This is a genomic window from Pseudomonas glycinis, assembly GCF_054871425.1.
Genome location: NZ_JBTYHF010000009.1, coordinates 227583 through 246465, shown reverse-complemented (window position 1 = coordinate 246465; position 18883 = coordinate 227583). Strand labels below are relative to the sequence as shown.

General features: G+C 62.0%; 14 protein-coding genes. 9 read left to right on the top strand and 5 right to left on the bottom strand.

Going from position 1 to position 18883, the window contains the following annotated elements; all coding sequences use genetic code 11:
- Positions 1 to 2: 2 nt before the first annotated feature.
- From ACYSTU_RS21815 to ACYSTU_RS21800, 4 genes are all read left to right on the top strand, one after another.
- Positions 3 to 740 carry a substrate-binding periplasmic protein gene (locus tag ACYSTU_RS21815; RefSeq protein WP_024014486.1) on the top strand — a complete coding sequence of 246 codons (738 nt, stop codon included), beginning with the start codon at positions 3 to 5 and terminating at the stop codon, positions 738 to 740.
- Positions 741 to 884: 144 nt separating this feature from the next.
- Positions 885 to 1502 carry a GTP cyclohydrolase II gene (gene ribA / locus ACYSTU_RS21810; protein WP_024014485.1) on the top strand — a complete coding sequence of 206 codons (618 nt, stop codon included), beginning with the start codon at positions 885 to 887 and terminating at the stop codon, positions 1500 to 1502.
- Positions 1499 to 1918: an MFS transporter gene (locus ACYSTU_RS21805; RefSeq protein ID WP_073475718.1), complete on the top strand. Its 420-nt coding sequence runs from the start codon at positions 1499 to 1501 to the stop codon at positions 1916 to 1918. The genes ribA and ACYSTU_RS21805 overlap by 4 nt, the downstream gene beginning before the upstream one ends.
- Positions 1918 to 2718, top strand: coding sequence for a cobalamin-binding protein (locus ACYSTU_RS21800; RefSeq protein WP_136494097.1), 801 nt, complete (start codon positions 1918 to 1920; stop codon positions 2716 to 2718). The genes ACYSTU_RS21805 and ACYSTU_RS21800 overlap by 1 nt, the downstream gene beginning before the upstream one ends.
- Before the next feature lie 137 nt (positions 2719 to 2855).
- Here the strand turns inward: ACYSTU_RS21800 and ACYSTU_RS21795 are convergent, their stop codons facing one another.
- The 5 genes from ACYSTU_RS21795 to ACYSTU_RS21775 all read right to left on the bottom strand — a co-directional run bounded on the left by ACYSTU_RS21795 (position 2856) and on the right by ACYSTU_RS21775 (position 9235).
- Entirely contained in the window at positions 2856 to 4739 is a 1884-nt protein-coding gene (locus ACYSTU_RS21795) for a TonB-dependent receptor domain-containing protein (RefSeq protein WP_499001548.1), read from the bottom strand.
- A 140-nt stretch (positions 4740 to 4879) separates the two neighbouring features.
- On the bottom strand, positions 4880 to 6778 hold the full coding sequence (gene dxs, locus ACYSTU_RS21790; protein WP_217878890.1) for a 1-deoxy-D-xylulose-5-phosphate synthase: 1899 nt from the start codon (positions 6776 to 6778) through the stop codon (positions 4880 to 4882).
- A 91-nt stretch (positions 6779 to 6869) separates the two neighbouring features.
- Positions 6870 to 7757, bottom strand: a complete 888-nt coding sequence (ispA, locus tag ACYSTU_RS21785; protein WP_122610993.1) for a (2E,6E)-farnesyl diphosphate synthase — start codon at positions 7755 to 7757, stop codon at positions 6870 to 6872.
- The gene (locus tag ACYSTU_RS21780) at positions 7754 to 7996 is read right to left on the bottom strand and encodes an exodeoxyribonuclease VII small subunit (RefSeq protein ID WP_016772991.1); all 243 of its coding nucleotides are present in this window, start codon (positions 7994 to 7996) and stop codon (positions 7754 to 7756) included. Before ACYSTU_RS21780 ends, ispA begins: the two co-directional genes overlap by 4 nt.
- 105 nt (positions 7997 to 8101) lie before the next feature.
- Positions 8102 to 9235: a Fic family protein gene (locus ACYSTU_RS21775; protein WP_499001543.1), complete on the bottom strand. Its 1134-nt coding sequence runs from the start codon at positions 9233 to 9235 to the stop codon at positions 8102 to 8104.
- 278 nt (positions 9236 to 9513) lie between these two features.
- Between ACYSTU_RS21775 and ACYSTU_RS21770 the strand changes: the two genes are divergently transcribed.
- From ACYSTU_RS21770 to ACYSTU_RS21750, 5 genes are read left to right on the top strand one after another with little or no spacing between them, the layout of a single operon-like run.
- On the top strand, positions 9514 to 10305 hold the full coding sequence (locus ACYSTU_RS21770; RefSeq protein WP_024014479.1) for a YfaP family protein: 792 nt from the start codon (positions 9514 to 9516) through the stop codon (positions 10303 to 10305).
- Between the two features lie 35 nt (positions 10306 to 10340).
- A complete protein-coding gene (locus tag ACYSTU_RS21765; protein ID WP_217878888.1) occupies positions 10341 to 12053 on the top strand; it encodes a DUF2138 domain-containing protein in 1713 nt (570 codons plus the stop codon).
- Positions 12038 to 12688, top strand: coding sequence for a DUF1175 domain-containing protein (locus ACYSTU_RS21760; protein WP_217878887.1), 651 nt, complete (start codon positions 12038 to 12040; stop codon positions 12686 to 12688). The genes ACYSTU_RS21765 and ACYSTU_RS21760 overlap by 16 nt, the downstream gene beginning before the upstream one ends.
- Entirely contained in the window at positions 12685 to 17259 is a 4575-nt protein-coding gene (locus tag ACYSTU_RS21755) for an alpha-2-macroglobulin family protein (RefSeq protein WP_499001539.1), read from the top strand. The genes ACYSTU_RS21760 and ACYSTU_RS21755 overlap by 4 nt, the downstream gene beginning before the upstream one ends.
- Position 17260: 1 nt before the next feature.
- Positions 17261 to 18880 (top strand): DUF2300 domain-containing protein, encoded by a 1620-nt coding sequence (locus ACYSTU_RS21750; protein WP_217878885.1) that lies wholly within the window; start codon positions 17261 to 17263, stop codon positions 18878 to 18880.
- Positions 18881 to 18883: the final 3 nt, after the last annotated feature.

Here is an 18883-nt window from a genome sequence, read left to right as displayed (position 1 = left end):
CAATGCTGCGACGCGGGTTGGCGCTGCTGCTTCTGGCTCTGCTGGGCACGTTCGCCCATGCGCAGGCCGCCGCGCCTGTGCCTGGGGTGATCCATCTGGCCAGCGAAGACTGGGAGGATTACACCGCCGCCGATGGTCACGGTCTGGCCTGGGACGTGTTGCGCAAAGTGTTCGAGCCGGCCGGGGTCAAGCTGGATATCCGCACGGTGCCGTACACCCGTTCGATCGGGCTGGTGCAGTTGAAGGAAGTCGACGCGCTGGTCGGCTCCTACCGCGACGAAGCCGAGCACGTGCTGTACCCGCAATCGAAGTTCGATTCTGATCACATCTACGCGCTGGGCCTGGCGAGCAGCCCGCCGCCGACCCAGGCGACCTTGGGCAAATATCGTCTGGCCTGGGTGCGCGGCTATCGCTACGAGAACTACTTGCCGAACATCCAGCGTTTCAACCAGATCGAACGACGTACCGGCATTCTGCTGATGCTCAAGCAGGGCCGGGCGGATTACTACATCGATGCGCTGACCGAGATTGAAGCGGTCGTGCGCGATGCCGCGGATCCAGCGCAGTATCGCTATTCGCATCTGGCTGAGTTGCCGCTGTTTCTCGGTTTCGCCGATACCCCACAGGCTCGCGCGTTGATGGCGCTGTATGACCGGCGCATGGCGGAGCTGGTCAAGAGCGGAGAGTTGAAGCCGGTCTTCGAGAAGTGGCAGCAGCCGTATCCGTTTGATCCAAAATGATCACAGTGTCCTGTGGGAGCGCATGGCAGCTGTCATCAAACTTTTTGATGGTTATGCCCGATAATTCAGCCTAAGCGTCCACAGGAACCTGCTGTTACAATGCCCGCCTGCGAATTTTCAGTCTTCTAGATCAGGAGCACATCGGTGCCTGTCGTCTTCGTCGCCGCTTCCAAGCTGCCAACGCCTTTTGCGCAATTCACCATGCACGGCTTTCTCGATGAGAGCACCGGGCGTGAGCACGTCGTGCTGAGCCTCGGTGAAATTGCCGATGGCGCCCCGGTACTCGGTCGCCTGCATTCCGAATGCCTGACCGGCGATGCCTTGTTCAGCCAGCGTTGCGACTGCGGCTCGCAACTGGAAGCCGCGTTGCAGGCGATTGCCCGCGAAGGCCGTGGCGTGCTGCTGTATCTGCGTCAGGAAGGACGCGGCATCGGTCTGCTGAACAAGATCCGCGCTTACGAGTTGCAGGACGGCGGCGCCGATACCGTCGAAGCCAACGAGCGTCTGGGCTTTGCCGCCGATCAGCGCGACTACGCCATGTGCCTGCCGATGCTTGAGCATCTGGGCGTGAAATCCCTGCGCCTGATGACCAACAACCCGCGCAAGGTCAAAGCGCTGACCGACATGGGCATCGTCGTCGCCGAGCGCGTGCCGCTGCACACCGGCCACAATCCGCACAACAAACTCTACCTGGCGACCAAGGCCAGCAAGCTCGACCACATGATGGGCAACGAGCATCAGGGCGAGGTCGACCGCGCGTGACCCGCGGCCAGGTGCGGCGGCGGTTGTCGGTGGCCTGGTGGCAATACCTGGCGCTGGCGCTGTTGCCGCTGTTCGTGCTCAACGCGCTGTTCGGTGAAGGGCAGGGCCTGCTGCCAGTGCTGGCAATGCCTTTGTTCATCGCCGGCGTCGCCTCGATGTTTGTCAGCCTGAAGTATTTCGCCCGCTACAAACACGCCCTGATCGCCACGCAAAAAGCCCTCGATACCGCCGAAGAACCCGCCGCCTGGATTGCCCTTGCGGCGCGTCGGCGTACGGCGTTGCTGGTAGCGTCCTTGCCGGCCTGGATTGGCGCACTGGCGGTATTCGTCGGCCTCGAAGCCGTGCCGTTGATGTTGCTGGCGCTGTCCACCGCCGTGCTGTTCTACCTCTATCGTATTCCGCGTCAACTCGGTTGATGCCTCGCCTGTGGCTGGCGGTTGTGCTGCTCGTTCTGAGCAGCCCGGTGCTGGCTGCATTGCGGGTGGTCAGCCTCGCCCCCTCACTGTCTGAAATCGTCGTTGAACTGGATTCTGCTGACCTGCTGGTCGGCGTGCTGGATGCGGGCGAGCGGCCGGCTGCCATTGCCGATGTTCCATCTGTGGGCCGCTACGGCCAGCTCGACATGGAGCGCTTGCTCAGCCTGAAACCGGATTTGCTGCTGCTCTGGCCCGGCAGTGTTGGCGCCGGGCAGCGTGATCAGCTCAAGCGCCTGAACATTCCGACCTTCGTCGCCGAACCGCACACGTTGACGCAACTCGCGGCGCAGATCGAAGCCATTGCCGAACAGCTCGGGCGTCCTGAACGCGGGGCGCAACGGGCGGCCGAATTGCGCAAACAACTGGATGACCTTCGTCAGCGTTATCGTCGTGATGTGCCGCTGCGGGTTTTTTATCAAGTCTGGGACAAACCGCTATACACCGTGGGTGGTGGGCAGATCATCAGCGATGCGCTTGAGGTGTGCGGCGCGCGCAATGTCTTCGCCGAGCTGAATCTGCCGGCACCGCAGGTGAGTATCGAGGCGGTGTTGCAGAGTGATCCGGAAGTGATTGTCGCCGGTGATCAGGCGCAGCTAGGGGCGTGGAAAACCTGGCCGCAGGTGGCGGCGGTCAGGCAGGGGAGACTGCTATTGGTCACTGACAAAGGCCTTGAGCGACCGAGCGGGCAGATGATCAGCGCCACCGCCAAACTATGCCAATTGATCGCGCCGGATCGGTAGACCGCATCGCCTGTATTCGCGAGCAGGCTCGCTCCCACACTGGATTTTCGCTGAAAACAAACTGTGTGGCCGCACTCAGTCTACTGTGGGAGCGAGCCTGCTCGCGAAGAGGTCAGCCAGCCAATACAAATCTCAGCTCAGAGTTCAGGGGTCCACGTCACCCCGAACATCCACGCCCGACCTTCCTCACGATAGCCATACTGCGCGTCTTCATAGCTGTAATTCGCCCGGCTGTAGCCCTTGTCCAGCAGGTTATCCACCTTCAGATCCAGCTTGATCTCACGGTTCAGCGCCCAACTGCTGCGCAGCCCGAGCGTGCCGTAGCCACCCAGCGACTGGGTGTTGTTCAAGTCGTCGTAACTGCCGCTGACCAATTGCCAACTGGCGCCGAGTCCCAAGCGATCAAACTGCCGATCCACATCCCAACTGGCCGTGCGCCGCGCCCGCCGTGCCAGTGTGTGCCCGGTATCGCGATCACGTGGATCAATGATTGCCACGCCAAGATTGCTCTGCCAGCCAAACAGCTCCTGCTTCAACGCTGCTTCAAAACCGTTGATGCGCGCTGACGCAACGTTCTGTGGGCGTGAGTTGCTGCCGAAGATGATCGCGTCTTCCAGGTCGGTGCGGTAAATCGAGGCTTCCAGCCGCGCGCTGTCGCTCAACTGGCTGCGCCATTGCAGTTCGTAGCTTTTCGAAGTTTCCGGTTTCAGGTCGGGATTGCTGAAATCCGGGTAGTACAGGTCGTTGAAGGTCGGCGCACGGAACCCTTCGCTGTAGCTCAGCAGCACGTCGTTGTCCGAGTTCAGCGGCAGGGTGAAAGTGCCGCTCCAGGTGTTCTGGCTGCCGAACTGCTGGTTGTCGTCGTGGCGCAGGCCGATCTCGGTGGAGAAGCTGTCGGCCTGATAGCGATGCTGGATGAACGCTGCGCGATTCCAGCGGCTGTCCTCGTCAAACGCAGTGCTGCTGTTGACCCGGTCTTCGTACCAGTCGCCGCCCAGAATCAGGCTGTTGCGAGCGTCCAGCGTCAGGTCGTTCTGCCAGTTCACCGAGTCGCGATAGGTGTTGAACACCGTGCGCTCGTCGCTGAGCTTGTCGAAGGTCTTTTCGCGGTTTTCGCTGTGGCCGAATTCGACGCGGGTTTTCCAGGTTTCGTTGACCCGCGCATCGACATAACTGCTGAGGCTGCTGACATTGAAATCACTGTATGGCTGCTGTTGCACCGACTCGAAAGTGTCCATGTCGAAGCGGCCGAACGGGTTGTCGAATTCGCTCCTGCCACGGTTATCCAGCAGATTGGCGCCGACTTCGACGTCATCGGTCAGCGCGTGGCTGAGGCTCAGGCTCAGGGATTTGTTGCGGTAGGCGTCATGGTCGCTGTCGCTTGGATACGACTCGTGGGTACGGTCGAGCCCGGCCGTTTCGTCGAGGCTGGCGCCGAGGTCGAAGCGGGTTTTGTCGTCGCCGCCGGACAAGCCGAGGCTGCGTTCCCATGTCTGCTGACTGCCGAAGCCCAGATGCAGGCGTGGCTGCAAGCCTTGCTCGGTGCCGCGCCGGGTGAAGATCTGAATCACCCCGCCAATCGCGTCGCTGCCGTAAATCACCGAGCGCGAACCGCGCAGCACTTCAACGCGCTCGATCTGCTCGATGTTCAGATGCTGCAGGTTGCTGTCGCCGGAAGTCGAGTTGCCGATGCGCTGGCCATCGACCAGCACCAGGCTCTGCGCCGATTGCGTGCCGCGAATGTAGACCCCCGGCAGACTGCCGCGCCCGCCGGTCTGCGCCACTTGCACGCCGGGCACGCGCCGCAGCAGATCGGGCACGTCGCTTGGTTGCAGGCGATCGATGTCTTCGCGGGTGAACACGGTGTTGGCGGCGCTGCTGTCGTTGCGCGCCTCGACCTGACGATTGGCGCTGATCAGCGTGTCCGGCAGCTTCAGCGCCTGATCGCGTTCGAATGTATCGGCAAGGGCGCTGGCGGTTGGCAGCAGGAGGAAGGGCAGGGCGAGGCGCGAGAGGTTCATGGACAGTCCAACGGGAGTTTCAGGTGTACACAAATCAAATGTGGGAGCGAGCCTGCTCGCGAAGGCGGTGTATCAGTCAGTTCGTCTTTGACTGACAGTCCGCTTTCGCGAGCAGGCTCGCTCCCACAAGGGTATTGCGTTTATTGGGCGAGCAATGCCAGGCGCTGGCGAATCGACGCTTCGATCCCGGCCTCATCCAGCCCGCACTCGGCAAGCATCTGCGCCGGTTTCGCATGCTCGACGTAAATGTCCGGCAAGCCCAGATGCAGCATCGACTTGAGAATGTTCTCGCGGGCGAGGAATTCGCTGACCGCGCCACCGGCGCCGCCCATGATTGCGTTCTCTTCGATGGTCACCAGCAACTCGTGGCTAGCGGCGATCTCGCGTACCAGCGCTTCATCCAGCGGTTTGACGAAACGCATGTCGACCACGGTGGCATCGAGTTTCTCGGCGACTTTCAAGGCTTCGCTCAGTTGCACGCCGAACACCAGCATGGCGACCTTGCTGCCCTGACGACGGACGATGCCCTTGCCGATTTCGATCGGTTCGAGATCTTTTTCGATGATTGCATTCGGCCCGCTGCCGCGTGGGTAACGCACCGCCGCCGGGCCGTTGTAGAGGTGGCCGGTGGTGAGCATCTTGCGCAGTTCGTTTTCATCGCTCGGGGTCATGATGACCATGCCCGGGATGCAGCGCAGGTACGACAGGTCGTAGCTGCCAGCGTGGGTCGGGCCGTCTTCGCCGACCAGGCCGGCACGGTCGATGGCGAACAGCACGTCGAGGTTCTGCACCGCGACATCGTGTACCAGTTGGTCGTAACCGCGTTGCAGGAATGTCGAATAGATCGCCACCACCGGTTTCGCGCCTTCGCAGGCCATGCCGGCGGCGAACGTTACCGCGTGCTGCTCAGCAATCGCCACGTCGAAATAACGCTCGGGGAAGCGCTCGCTGAACGCCACCAGATCCGAGCCTTCCTTCATCGCCGGGGTAATTCCGACCAGACGAGCGTCAGCCGCCGCCATGTCACACAGCCACTCGCCAAACACCGCCGAATACTTCGGCCCGCTGACGGCTTTCGGCGCAGCGGCGGGAGCGTCCAAAGGTTCGAGTTTGGTGATGGCGTGGTAACCGATCGGGTCGACTTCCGCCGGGGCGAAGCCTTTGCCTTTCTTGGTGACGATGTGCAGGAACTGCGGGCCTTTGAGATCGCGCATGTTGCGCAGCGTGGCGATCAAGGTGGGCAGATCGTGGCCGTCGATCGGGCCGATGTAGTTCCAGCCCAGCTCTTCGAACAGGGTGCCGGGGACCAGCATGCCCTTGGCATATTCTTCGGTGCGACGGGCGATTTCCCACGCGCCGGGCAGGCGCGAAAGGACTTTCTTGCTGCCCTCGCGCATGCTCGCGTAGGTGCGGCTGGACAGGATCTTCGCCAGATAATTCGACAACCCGCCGACGTTGCGCGAGATCGACATATCGTTGTCGTTGAGGATCACCAGCATGTTGGCGTTGACTTCCGGCGCATGGTTGAGCGCCTCGAAAGCCATGCCGGCGGTCAGCGCGCCGTCGCCGATCACGGCGATAGCCTTGCGATCGCTGTCCTGCAGGCGGGCGGCAATGGCCATGCCCAGCGCGGCGCTGATCGAAGTGCTGGAGTGGCCGACGCCAAAGGTGTCGTACTCGCTCTCGGAGCGGCGCGGGAATGCGGCAATGCCGTCCTTTTGACGCAGGCTGGCCATGCGCTCGCGGCGACCGGTGAGGATCTTGTGCGGATACGCCTGATGCCCGACGTCCCACAGCAGACGGTCGTCCGGGGTGTCGAAGACGTAATGCAGCGCGATGGTCAGCTCGATCACGCCCAGGCCGGCACCGAAATGCCCACCGGTCTGGCCGACCGTGTAGAGCAATTCCAGGCGCAACTCATCGGCCAGGGTTTCCAGCTCGGCTTCGCCTAACCGGCGCAGGCCGTCCGGCGTGTTCGCGCGGTCGAGCAGGGGCGTGGTCGGGCGCTTGCGGGGAATCTCATGAAACGTCGTGGGCATCAGGCGAATCGTTATAGGTATAAAAGATGCGGCAGTTTACCTGATGCATCGCCCCCTGCCCACGCGTTGGTCTTTTTTGGCCGATACGCCGTCAGTTGCGCCGCTCGACGATATACCGGGCCAGCTCGCGCAACGGCTCGGCGGCCGCGTCAAACGGTCGCAGCGCCTGCAAGGCCTGATCGCGCAGTTCCAGAGCATAGGCCTTGGCGGCGTCGAGGCCGAGCAGGGCCGGGTAGGTCGGCTTGTCGCGGGCGATATCGGCGCCCTGACGTTTGCCGAGGGTCGCGGTATCGCTTTCCACGTCGAGGATATCGTCCTGCACCTGAAAGGCCAGACCGATGGCCTGTGCATAAGTCTGCAACGCCTGAAGCTGATCAGGCTGGGCGCGGCCGCTGGCCAGGGCGCCGAGCCTGACGCTGACTTCAATCAGCGCGCCGGTCTTGTGCCGGTGCATTTGTTCGAGGGCTGTTTGATCGAGTTTGAGACCGACCGAACCCAGATCGATGGCCTGACCACCGACCATGCCCGCAGGGCCGGCTGCATGGGCCAGCGCAGTGACCATCTGCAGACGGATTTCGCTGCTGCAATCGCTCAGGCGCGGGTCGAGCAGGGCGCTGAAGGCCAGGCTCTGCAAGCCGTCACCGGCGAGGATCGCGCAGGCTTCGTCGAATTTCTTGTGGGTCGTCGGCTGGCCGCGACGCAGATCGTCATCGTCCATCGCCGGCAAATCGTCGTGCACCAGCGAGTAGGCGTGGATCAACTCGACCGCACAGGCCGCGCCGCTGGCCTGTTCAGCCTTTGCGCCGAGGGCTTCGCACGCCGCGTAAGCCAGCAACGGGCGCACGCGCTTGCCGCCGTTCATCACGCTGTAGCGCATCGCTTCGTAGAGCCGCGCCAGTTCCGGCAGCGGCGCGTTGAACAGCGTTTCCAGCGCCGCGTTGACCCGGGCCTGACTGCTCGCCGAATACGCCGCGATCATTCTGGCTCATCCGCGTCGAAGGGTTCCTCGGCGAGCTCGCCATCACGCTCCAGCAGCACCTGCACTTTCTGCTCGGCCTGGGCCAGCGCCGCCTGGCAGTCACGGGTCAGGCCGATGCCCTGCTCGAAAGCGGTCAGCGAGTCTTCCAGCGACAATTCACCGTTCTCCAGACGCTCGACCAGTGTTTGCAGGTCGGCGAGGGATTGTTCGAAATCCAGTGCAGCTTTTTTGCGGGCCATGGCGGCAAATTCCGGTAGACGTTAAACCGGCGCGACACTAGCAGATAGGGGGGGTATGGGCAAATGAGCGGGCCGTCGCCAAGCCTCTCCATAACGGTCGGCGAGTCAATCCGGATAGTTGATTTTGTAACGCGTACTGCGTCCGCCGCCCGGCAGGCGTTGCAGGCAGCCCTTGTCCAGCAACTCCGCCAGATGCCGCGTCGCGGTGGCTTTGGAAACTTTCGCAACCGCTTGATATTGCCCTGCGCTGAGGCCCTGTTCGAAACCGCGCTCACCGCCATCGAGCAAGCGATTGAGCACTTTGATCTGCTCCGCTGAAAGGTCGGATTCGCGGTGCGCCTGCCAGAAGCGAGTCTTGCCCAACACCGAATCTATCCGGGTGATGGCTTGCTGCAGGCTGCGCAGCAGTGTCTGCAAAAACCAGGTCAGCCATTCGGTGATATCGAGCGTGGCCTTTTGGCTCGACTCCAGAATCCGGTAATAACCGGCGCGATCCTCGAGAATGCTTGCGGACATCGCGTAGAAGCGGATCGCCTGCGCTTCGCCTTGCGCCAGCGCCAGATCGGTGATGGTGCGGGTCAGACGACCGTTGCCATCGTCGAAAGGGTGCAGAGTGACAAACCAGAAATGCGCGATGCCAGCGCGTAACAGCGGATCCAGCGAAACCTGATCGCGGCTGGCTTCGAACCAGCTCAAAAAACGCTCAATTTGCTGTTCCAGCCCTAGGCGCGGTGGCGCCTCAAAGTGAACCGTTGGTCGGTCGAGTCGTCCGGACACCACCTGCATCGGTTCGTCGCCGCGCAAGGTACCGACGAGTATTGGCCGCGCGCTGAACATCGCTTCCTCGGCGGGGAAAAGCCAGGTGTGCCATTCCAGCAATCGGGCCAGGGTCAGCGGCTCGTCGAAGCCATGGGTGGCATCGAGCATCAATTGCGCCAAGCCCTCGCTACGCTGGCTGACGCTATCGCGATCAACCCATTCCAGACCCAGGCGCCGGGCCAGAGAAGAGCGCACGGAGCCGACATTCAGTTGCTCACCTTCGATGGCGGAGGAGGTGACGATGTTCTGAAGCAACGCATCAAGCTCGCTCTGTGCGCTCATCGAATCGCCCACTGAGCCGGCCATTCCCAAGAGTCGGCCCTGCGTCTGCACGCACTCGCGCAGCAGCGGGGCGAGGCGCTCGGCTTGCCAGTTGAAGTCGGGCCAATCGGGTTGTTGCCAGATCCAGTGCGCGGTCATTGATCACCTGTCATAGAAGCGTGAGCCGAATAAAAACGCTATTCGGCTCATTTGGTGAGCCGAATATGCCGGCTATTCGGCTCATCGTCTACCCGGATGGCGCGATTCCTACAGCAATCACACATGTATCCGATTGTTAAAAAACTGCCGAATCGCTACTCTTCGCCGCTTCTACGGCCCCGACAGTTGCGGGGCATTCAGACGAAACGCAGTTCACCGCTGTGAAGTACCGAGGATCGGGTGCAAGGTTTCGTTCAAGGCATGGCAGGAGGCGTCACATGCGTTCATTTCTTTTGCTGCTGATCGGCCTCGCCTGCGCGCCTGCGCTGTGGGCCGCGCCGACTGCGCAGTTGTCCGAGCCGGTCGGCGGCTGGCGTTATCACGGCCTGCTCGATCGTTCGGAAAATCCGCAGGTCGCCTACCCGACACCGCCGATCGATCGCGGCATTCAGCGCAATCGCACGATGATCCAGGGCCAGCTCAAAGCCCTCGGGCACATGCGTCCGCCGCACAGCCTCGCCGTCAACGGCAATCCATTGAATCTGTACACCGATGATCAGGGACGTTTTGCCCGGCCCTACGCATTTGGCGCCGGTTCCAACAGCGTCGAAGTGATCAGCGCCGAGGGCCAGTCGCTCAAGCGCGTGCAATTTTATGAAGCAAATAATCTGCGCACGCCGGCGAAGATTCGTCTTGTCTTGGGATGGGACGACCCGAAAGCCGAGCTGGATCTGCATATTGTCACCCCCGACGGTCAGCATGCCTTTTGGGCACGGCCGGCGCTGAGCAATGGCGGCGGCCTCGACCCGGATGGTGTCGACGGCCCCGGCCCGGAAATGTTCACCATGACCGCGCCGCTGCACGGCACGTATCTGGTCTACGTCAACTATTGGGGCAACTACGGCGATGGTGGCTATAACTTCGAGGAAACCAGTAATCAGAACGAGGTGATCACCTCGCAGATCACCCTGGTGCTCAACGAAAACACCGTCGACGAAAAACGCGAAACCTTCATCGTGCCCCTGCGGGCGATCGGTGATCTGCTGCTGGTCAAGACTTTCAACTATTAAGCATCCTGCCACGGATGAACTCGGATGTTGTGAACATGAGCGATAACACTGTGACTCCAGCTGCCGCGACACCGGCGGCCAAACCTTCGCGGCGCTGGCCGCTGGTATTGCTCGGCCTGTGCCTGGTGGCCGGTGTGGCGGGCGGTTTCGGCTGGCTGCTGCTCAAGCCCAAAGCGCCGCCGGCGACACTTGCCAGTGACAAGCTCGGCCTCGGCCGTCCGGATGCCTTGCTCGAAACCCGTTCACTGAGCCAGTTGCCCAAGGACCTGCTGACGGTGCCGTTTCTCAAGGCCACGCTCACCGAGGATTTCGTCTTCTATTACGAAACTCACGCCGACCGCCTCGGCCTGATCGGCAGCCTGCGCCGGATCATCTACGAGCATGACCTCAAATTGCAGGACAGCCTGATCGAGCAGCTTTTTGATCAACCGGCCGATGTGGCGTTGTGGCGCGGTGCGGATGGTCGCTTGAAGGATTTCCTGCTGGTGATGGATCGCGGCGGGTTGGCCAAGCTGATCGAGCCATTGGCGAAAGTGGCGCTGGATGACACTCAGCTCAGCATCTTCGGCACTCTCAAAGTCGGCGGCGATGACGTGCCGCTGTATCAACTCAGCTACAACGCCAGCAAATCACTGCTGTTCGCGTCGCGCGGCGACAAGCTGGTGGTGTTGTCCAATCCAGCCAAGTACTACGACCCCGAGAGCGGCGTCTCGGAAGAGTCGGGCCGCGTTTCCGCGCAAGCGCTGGCGGCGTTGCTCAACGGTGAAAAACTCTTCCCCGAAGCGTTCGGCTTGCCAGCGAAAAGTCCGGAAACCAAGCAGCGTCTGTCGGTCAATTCCAGCGTGCTCGCCATGGGCTATCAGCGCTTCATCCCGAATTTCGCCGGCCTGCGTTTCGACATGGACGACAAGGGTTGGCACAGCTATCTGGCCATGGATGAACTGGAAAACCAGCCGGACTTCGATTTCAAACCGGTCTGGCAGGCGATGCCGTTGGGGGCGAGCGCTTGCGTGACCCTGCCGGTGGCGGCCGAGCCGCAGAAACCGATATTGATCAAACTCGGTGCCGATGAAGCTGTTGCGCAAACGCTGACCGAACACGTCGCTGGCGCGGCCGGCCTGTGCTGGTACGCCGATTCGCGGTTGTACACACCGCTGCTGGTCGCCAGCCTCAAAGACGAGGACAGCAGCAAGCTTGACGGTGATCTGGGCAAACTGTTCGGCTCGATGGTCGGCGCGTTCGAAGCGAATGTCGCCGAAAGCGTATTCCCGGTGATCGACAAGCAGGAAGGCCAGAGCCACGTCTGGCAGCGTCAGGTAAGTTCCAGTTTCGGTCCGTACGCGGCGAAGACCGCTGAAAACCCGGAGGCGATTTCCGGCAAGGCGTTCATGAAAGTCAGCCTCGCCCGTCACGGCTCGACGCTGCTGTTCTCCCTCGACGACAAACTCGTCGACAAAGCCCTCGGCACCCTCGACAAGCGCTTCCCGCCGATGGCCGACGTTTTGCCAAAAGACGTACTGATGCCGATCTACTTCGGCCCGGACGCGATGGCGCAACTGATGCAGCGCGAAACCCTCGACAGCCTGCCCCAGGACATGGAGCCGGTGTTCTACAACGCTGCGCAAACCTACCTGATGCCGAAACTGCGCACCCTTGGCGGTTACGGCAAATATGCCCTGACCCTGCCTGAAGGCAGCGAGCCTGACGGCCACTGGCAATGGCTGCCGCTGGAATGGAAAGCGCTGTGAGCGCACTGATCCGCAGCCTCGGCTTGCTTGCGTTGCTGCTGAGCGCAGGCGCCCGTGCGGTTGAAGCTCCAGCGCTCGACCCGGCGCAATCCCAGGTATTCCGCGCCTGGTTTGTGCGCATCGCTCAAGAGCAGCTCAGCCAAGGCCCGAGCCCGCGCTGGTATCAGCAGGACTGCGCCGGGCTGGTGCGCTTTGCCGCCAACGAAGCGCTGAAAGTCCATGACGACAAATGGCTGCGCAGCAATGGTCTGTCCAATCGCTATCTGCCGCCGGAACTGGCGCTGAGCGACGCGCAACGCAAACTCGCGCAACAGTGGCAGCAGGGCGGCGGCAAGGTCGGGCCGTACGTCAACGCGATCAAACTTATTCAGTTCAACAGCCATCTGGTCGGCCGCGATGTGTCGCAGGCGAGGCCCGGTGACCTGATGTTTTTCGATCAGGGCGACGACCAGCACCTGATGATCTGGATGGGCCGCTACATCGCCTATCACACCGGCACCACCACCCCCACTGACAACGGCATGCGTTCGGCAAGCCTGCAGCAACTCATGACATGGAAGGACACCCGATGGATACCCGACGCAGCCAACCCCAACTTCATCGGCATCTATCGACTGAACTTTCTCTCCCAATGACCGGTGCCCGCATGTTGCGTATCTGTTCGCGAATTTCTTTGTTGTTGGCGTTGGTGCTGCCGTTTTCCTGCGTCAACGCCGAAGACTCGGTGGAGCCGAGCAATTACACGCCGGTGGCGGGTGAGAGTTTCTTCCTGCTCGCCGACAGCAGTTTTGCCAGCGACGAGCCGGCGATGGTCCGCCTCGAAGCCCCGGGTCGTGACTACCGGCGCTTTCGCATGGAGCCGTACGGCGGCGCCGACATTCGCGTATACCGCATCGACAAGCCGCTGGATTTCCTCAAGCGCCAGAAGAACCTGCATCGCGTCGTCAGCGACGGCCAGTTCAAGGGCGAAGGTCTGTCCAACACTCTCGCCTATCTGTGGGACAACTGGTATCGCAAATCCCGGCGGGTGATGCAGCGTGCGTTCTCCTACGAGTCGCGCAAGCAGGTCACCGAAGAAGTGCCGGAGTTGAAAATGGGTGAGGCCATGGCCGCACCGACGCCGTACGACGCGCAGCCGCAATTCGCGCTGATCCCGGGTCTGCCGGTGGTCAGCCAGTTCCGTTATCCACTGTGGCAGGCCAAGCCGATTCAGCCGCCGGCCGGTGTCAATCTGGCCGGATCGTCCAGCGACTTTGTCAGCGTCGCACCAGGCAACGTGTACATCCCGCTGGGCGACCTGAAACCGGGGCTGTATCTGGTTGAAGCGCTGATCGGCAAGTACCGCGCGACCACCATGGTTTTCGTCTCCAACACCGTCGCGGTGAGCAAGATTGCCGGTGACGAATTACTGGTCTGGGCCGCGCGCAAACACGAGGGCAGCTCGGTGCCGAAGGTCAATGTGCTGTGGACCGATGGCCTCGGTGTGATGAGCAGCGGTGCTACCGATGCCGATGGTTTGCTGCGCCTGAAACACGTCAGCCCGGAGCGCTCGTTCGTCATCGGCGAGGACGAAGAGGGCGGCGTGTTCGTCTCGGAAAACTTCTACTACGACAGCGAAATCTACGACACCAAACTTTACGCCTTCACCGACCGGCCGCTGTATCGTCCGGGCGATTGGGTGTCGTTGAAAATCGTCGGTCGCGAGTTCAAGAATGCCCGTGATTCGGTGTTGCCGGGTGCGGCGGATGTCAGTGTCAGCGTGCTTGATGCCACGGGGACCGAATTGCAGACCCTCGATCTGAAGCTTGATTCGAAAGCAGGTACCCAGGGCCGTTTCCAGTTGCCGGATAACGCCGTGGCCGGTGGTTACGAGATCCGTTTCAACTACAAGGATCAGGCCTACAGCAGTGCTTTCCGTGTGGCTGAATACATCAAGCCGCACTTCGAAATCTCGCTGAATCTGGCCAAGCAGGATTACCGTACCGGTGAGCCGGTGAAAGGCAGTCTGGTGTTGCTCTACCCGGACGGCAAACCGGTGGCCAACGCCAAATTGAGCCTGAGCCTGCGCGCCCAGCAACTGTCGATGGTCGACAACGAGCTGCAATACCTCGGGCAATTTCCGGTGGAGCTGACCAGCACCGAACTGACCACCGACAGCAAGGGCAACGCGACCCTCGATCTGCCAGCCGCCGACAAGCCCAGCCGCTACATGCTCACTGTGTTTGCCAGCGACGGCGCGGCTTATCGGGTCAAGACCACCAAGGAAATCCTCATCGACCGTGGCGCGGCGAGTTTCCGCTTGAGCGCGCCGCAGCGGTTCAGCGCGGTCGGTGACAAGGTTGCCTTCAGCTACGCGAATGAGGGTGGCACCGAACAAAGCAAAGCCGTAACGCCGAGCAGCTACGCCTGGGTGCGCCTGGAAGATCAGAGCACCGGCGAAGGCAAACTCGCCGCAACGGACAAAGGCTTCAGCCTCGCCTTCGAACGTCCGGGCACCTACAACCTGACGCTGAAGGATCAACACGGTCGCGTCCTCGGCGCCACCGGCCATTCGGTCACCGGCGACGGTGTGAAAGCGGTGCCGGGTACCGTGGAAATCGTCCTCGACAAGCCCGAGTACAAGGCGGGCGAAGAAGCGCTGGCGCTGATCACCTTCCCTGAGCCGGTCAGCGATGCACTGCTGTCGCTGGAGCGCGACAAGGTCGAGGCCACTGCGCTGCTGGCCAAGGGCGCTGACTGGTTGACGCTGGAAAAACTCAGCGACACTCAGTACCGCGCGCGCATTGCGGTGAAAGACAACTTCACGCCGAACCTGACCTTCTCCGTGCTCTACACCAAGGGCGGTCAGTACAGCTTCCAGAACGCCGGGATCAAAGTGGTCGCGCCGCAAATCGACGTGGCGATCAGCACCGACAAAGCGGTGTATCTGCCGGGCGATACGGTCACCGTCGACCTGACCACGCAGTTCGCCGGTAAAGCGGTTCCGGCGCATCTGACGGTCAGCGTGGTTGACGAAATGGTCTACGCGCTGCAACCGGAAGTCGCGCCGAGCATCGACCAGTTCTTCTATCACCCACGGCGCAACAACGTGCGTACCAGTGCCAGCCTGTCATTCATCAGCTACGACGTGGCATTGCCGGGCAGCCCCGGCGCACCGGGCAAGGCCAATCGCAGCGAGCGCGGCGTGAAAGTGCTTGAGCGTCCGCGCCGTGAAGACGTCGACACCGCTGCATGGCAGCCGGAGTTGTTGACCGGCGCCGACGGCAAAACCCGCTTCACCTTCAAGATGCCGGACTCGCTGACCCGCTGGCGCATCACCGCGCGGGCGATTGCCGATGACGGTCAGGTCGGCCAGAAGAAGCAGTTTGTCCGTTCGGAAAAACCGCTGTACCTCAAGTGGAGCGGGCCGAGCAGATTCCGCAAGGGCGATCAGCCGCAACTGGGCGTGTTCGCTTTCAGTCAGGCAGAGAAACCGGTCAAGGCTGAACTGGTGACTCACTATGCCGGTACCGAACAACGTCTGCCGGTGACTTTGAACAGCGGCATCAACTACCTGCCACTGCCGGCGTTCGCTTTGGCCTCTGGCGAGTGGACGGCGCAGTTGGTGCAGGATGGCAAAGTCGCCGATGCCCTGGCTGTGCGCTTGAGTGCCACCGGTGAAGGCTGGCAGGTCACCCAGACACAAAGCCTCGAAGTGGTCAGCGGCGATACGCCATTGAGTTTGCCGGCGGATGCCACGGATATCCGCCTGCGTCTGGATGACAGTCCGCAAGCGCTGTTCCGTTCCGCCCTCGATGATCTGCTGAGCTACCCGTACGGCGGCGTCGAGCAGACCGCCAGTCGCTTGCTGCCGTTGAGCATCGCCTATCCATTGCTGGCTTCGAACCCGCAGATTCGCGATCGCTTGCGCCTGATCATGCAGAACAGTCGTCTGCGCCTGGTGCAAATGGCCGGGCCGTCGGCGAGCTTCACCTGGTGGGGCTACGACGGCGAGCCGGATGCATTTCTCACCGCCTATGCCTATTACGCCGACTGGAACGCCAGCCGCGTACTCGAGCTGACCCTGCCGCCGGAGCACTGGCAGCGAGTGCTGGAGGTCTATGCCAAGCAAGCGCCGAATACACCATTGCTGCAACGGGCGCTGATTCTGTCGTTCGCCAAACAGATGCAGCTGCCAGTGAACACGCTGCTCAGCGGTTTGATCGACGATCTGGCCAAGGCCGGTGAAGGCGCTGCCGAAACCTTGCTCGACGACGGCCAGGACAGTCTGGTGATGAACGACCCGGATTCGGCACTTGGTCTGGCGACGGCACGGGTACTCACTGCATCGTTGGCCTCGCAGGTGAAAGTTGCTTTGCCGGAGGCATTCAATCGTCAACTGGGCGCAGCGCAACAACGTCTGGCGGTCAGCTCGCAGCCCTTCGTTGAAGCACTGAACCTGTCGCTGCAACCGTTTGATCAGGCTCGTGCGACGGCGTTGTTGCAACGCCTGTTGCCGCAGCAATCGACGCTGGAACGTGCACTGGCGCTGACCTGGCTGCAACGCAGCATCGCTCAGGCTTCGCCGACCATCGGGCTGATGCCGGGTGAGGGCTGGAAGAAAAACCACGGCGCCAGCGGCGAGATGTACTGGACATGGCAAGGTGCGACGCCGCTGCCGAGCGTGCTGAGCGTGTCCGGCACGCAAGAGCGGCCGCTGCGTGCGGCGCTGAGCTTCCAGACCCAACAGCCGCAGGTCGATCCGATGGCCGTGACCATCACCCGGCGCCTGTCGCTGCTGGTGCCGGGCGACGAAGCGTTTACCTTCAAACTCGAGCCGGTCGGTACAAAACCGTTGTCCAGCGACAGCCTGTACCTGGACGAGGTGATCCTCACCAGCAAGGCACCGAAACCGCTGCGCTACGGCATGCTTGAAGTGCCGCTGCCACCGGGCGCGGATGTCGAGCGCACGACGTGGGGCATCAAGTTGCAGGGCAATGATGGCACCGAACCGACCGCGCTGGAGAAGGCGCGTTTCGAACCGGGACAACTGGCATACGCGGTGCCGGTCGACGCGCTGAGTGGCGAGTTGCGCCTGCGTCATCTGGTGCGATTCTCGCAGAAGGGCCAGTTCAACCTGCCGCCGGTACGCTTCAAGCAAGTGTATGCACCGCAGCATCAGGCCCAGGAGGCGAAAGCCGCCCTCGGTCAGGTCACGGTCAACTGACATGCGCCGGCCGCTGTTGTGGCTGCTGATGGGTGTGATGCCTGCGCTGGCGACAGCGCAGGACGAGCCGTTGCGCTTGGCCTATCAGGGCGAGTTGTTGTCGTTGAGTCAGACGCAACTGATCAAGCGCGAACCGTTGCCAGCGTCGCTGGATGCGCCGCTGGGCAGTCTGTGGAAGTTGTTCGTCTACGCGTGGCTGGTGGATACCGGTGCACGGGAACCGGCGTATGAATGTCGCGGGCAGTCCAAAGAAGAAGTTTATTGCTGCTCGGCGGGCGGCAGGATAGAGCGGGATCAGGCGCTGGTGAAATCCTGCGGTCTGTATTTCGAACCGGCCCGGTTGGGCATTGCAGCGACGGATTGGCGAGCGTATTGGCAGGCGCGGCAAGCGCCGTCGTGGTTGCTGGATTTGCCAGCCGTGCAACCGGCAACAAGGGTTTCGGTTGCCGAGTTATTGAGCGTTCTGGCGTTGCTGCCAGCGCAGGAACAGATGCGCCGCGTGCTGCTCGATGTCGTGCTGAACGCGGCGGACGGCAATGTCGTCGGCGAGTTGGGCGGACGCCTGCGGGTGAAAACCTGGAGCTGGCTCGACGACCAGGATGCACAATCGCGCCAGGGTGGATTCGCCGGCTGGAGCGCCGACGGCGCACCGATCTGGGCGGGCGGGCGCGGCACCAGTCAGATGGTCCTGCGTCATTACGGCCAAGCGTTGGCCAGCGTATTGCCGACGGCTTGGCCGGTGGACGCGGGGCGTTGTGTGGAAGTCGGGCTGTTTTCGAAATATCCGGTTTCGAAGGTTCTGGTCGGGGATCGTGTCGCCACGTCCGGGCCATTGCGCGGCGACTACCGCGTCGAATTCGCCAACGGCAACGCGCTGGACATCCACAGCGACGGCGAATTGTTTCTGCTTAACGACAAACTCGTCGCAAGGCTTGATCGCGAAGAATATGTCGCCCGCGTCCTTGAGCGCGAAGCCAAACCGGAACCTGCCGAAGCCGCCAAGGCCCTGGCCGTAGCGATCCGCACTTATCTGCTGCAAAACGCCACACGCAACGGCGATTGCCTGGGCATCGACGACAGCAGCAATCGCCAGCGCGTCGCACCGCGCCCGGCCTCGGCCGAGTCACGCAACATCGCGGCGTGGACGGCGGACCTGGTACTGGCTGGCAGCACCGTCACCTATCACTCCGACCAGCCCGGCCCGGACAAACTCGCCTGGCAGCAAGCCGTCGAGCAAGCGAACGCCGGCCAACGTTACGACGCGATTCTGCTGCACGCCTATCCACGCGCCAGCCTCAGCCGTTGGGACAACCCGGTCGCCTCCTGCGAAGCATTGCCCGCCGCGCAAGACTGGCTGCAAAAGCAGCGACGCGGCTGGCGTCCGAGGCTTGAAAGCGAAACCGGCTACAACGAAGTCAGCACTTTCGCCGTATGCAAACTCGCCTTCGGCCGGCCCTTCGTCGACCGCGAGCGTCAGCGCATTTATGTGCGCGGCGTGCTGAGCCTGCAGGATCGCCTCGATCTGACCCACGAATATCTGCACCTGGCCTTTGAAGCACACCCCAACGGCCAGGATGAAATCTACATCGAAGGGCTCGCCCGTCACCTTTTGCTGGAATAGACC